This window comes from Moorena sp. SIO4A1, from assembly GCF_010672065.1.
Classification (GTDB): Bacteria; Cyanobacteriota; Cyanobacteriia; order Cyanobacteriales; family Coleofasciculaceae; genus Moorena.
The window spans coordinates 1-1575 of the sequence record NZ_JAAHHX010000621.1; the positions used below are offsets into that span (position 1 = coordinate 1).

The window sequence follows — 1575 nt, forward strand, 5'->3', positions numbered from 1 at the left end:
CATTTGGGAAGCGCTAGTCTCTCTTGAGCGTCAGTCTTATCGAGAATTTGAAGTCCTGATTGTTGACGACGGCTCTACTGATGATACCGCTGAACTGGTTAAACCCTTTTGTCGGCGAGATTCACGCTTTCAGTTATTGCAGAAGTCCAATGGAGGACTCTCATCGGCTCGTAACTATGGCATCCGTCATGCTCGTGCTAGCTACATCGCTCTACTTGATGCAGATGATGTCTACAAGCCGGACAAACTAGCTAAGCATGTGGCTGTACTGGATCGGGAACCAGAAGTAGGGGTTGTCTACAGTGCTTCACAAGCAATCCGTGATGATGGAAGTCCCACGATCATGCGTCTGAGTGGTAAGCCAGTTATGTCTGACCCACTCAAGCGCCCTACTGTACAAGAATTTCATTGGTCATGGTTCTAATGGTGTATTCCGAAGCTGTCTAGTGGATGAAGTCGGGGAATTTGACGAAGGGTTACGCAGTTCAGAAGATATAGATTTCTGGTTAAGAATTGCCGCTACGGGACGCTGGCGTTTTCATCGGGAGCCACAAATCCTGTGTTGCTACCGAGTTCGTCCTTTTGGACTTTCTTTTAACATAGCACAAATGCAGCATTCTCATGAACAGGTAATTAAATCAGCTTATGAACGGTCTCCAGAATTGGTAGAGAAAGTATTGCCGACGGCTTACGCTTATATGTATCGCTACCTAGCTCGATTATCTTTAACTGCTGGTGATGCAGCTAAAGCTGTTCACTTTATCAACCAAGCGTTAGCTGCCAATAGTTCAATCTTCTATCGCGATCCGCGATCGCTTCTGACGCTGGTAGCTGTACGTCTGGCACCACTAGCTAAGTTGGTGATTAAGCGATCACTTGGCTCCGTAGAATACAGAGCAAACAACTAAAAATTTTGTATTAGTCATCAGTAATTGGTCATTTGCCTTTGAGATGTAAGGCTTTTTCATGCAAGCCTTTTGTCCCTTCCAAACCTTGCTAACCTAATGAAACTCAGCTCGTTACTCACAAGTGGGTTCTGGACAACATACGGAGCCCTCGGGACACGTCTGCTGGTATTGCTAAGTAACCTGATACTAGCAAGGTTGCTGTTGCCATCTGAATTTGGGGTGATTAGCGTTGCCTATATTTTTTGGTCTTTCCTGAATTTGTTCACCCAAGGCACCATCAACTCTTTGATTGTCTACAAGGGCATTGAAGACCAGCGTTATTTAAATACAACATACACAATTGCTATTGCCAGGGGATTGATGTTGGCAGTGGCAATGGTGGCGATATCCCCCCTAGCGGCTAACTTTTTCGGTGTACCAGAGCTGGTCTGGATTCTGGTCGTGTTCGCCTTTAATCTGCTGGTGGCTTCTATCCAGTCTGTTTATCAGGGAGTACTCACTAGACAGATGAGGTATCGGTAAATAGCCAATGCTACCATAATCGCCTCGTTCGTGCGAGTAGTCTCTACCACTGGTTGCGCCTTTATCGGTTTGAGCTATTGGTCATTTGTGGTGGGAGATGCTGCTTTTTGGTTTATAGAGTATTGGATTAGTCGTCGTCATGTAG

3 protein-coding genes are annotated in these 1575 nt (G+C 45.7%); all 3 read left to right on the forward strand.

The window, feature by feature from the left end:
- Nucleotides 1-424 (forward strand): glycosyltransferase family A protein (locus tag F6K53_RS41270; protein ID WP_293086128.1); only part of this gene is annotated, 424 nt, incomplete at its 5' end.
- A gap of 22 nt (nt 425-446) precedes the next feature.
- On the forward strand, nt 447-908 hold the full coding sequence (locus tag F6K53_RS41275) for a hypothetical protein (protein ID WP_293086130.1): 462 nt from the start codon (nt 447-449) through the stop codon (nt 906-908).
- 96 nt (nt 909-1004) lie between these two features.
- Entirely contained in the window at nt 1005-1430 is a 426-nt protein-coding gene (locus tag F6K53_RS41280; RefSeq protein ID WP_293086132.1) for an oligosaccharide flippase family protein, read from the forward strand.
- The last annotated feature ends 145 nt before the right edge of the window (nt 1431-1575 follow it).

Bases quoted from the DNA above. Each gene is read 5' to 3' on its own strand.
- F6K53_RS41280 (WP_293086132.1), top strand. From the start codon at position 1,005: ATGAAACTCAGCTCGTTACTCACAAGTGGGTTCTGGACAACATACGGA.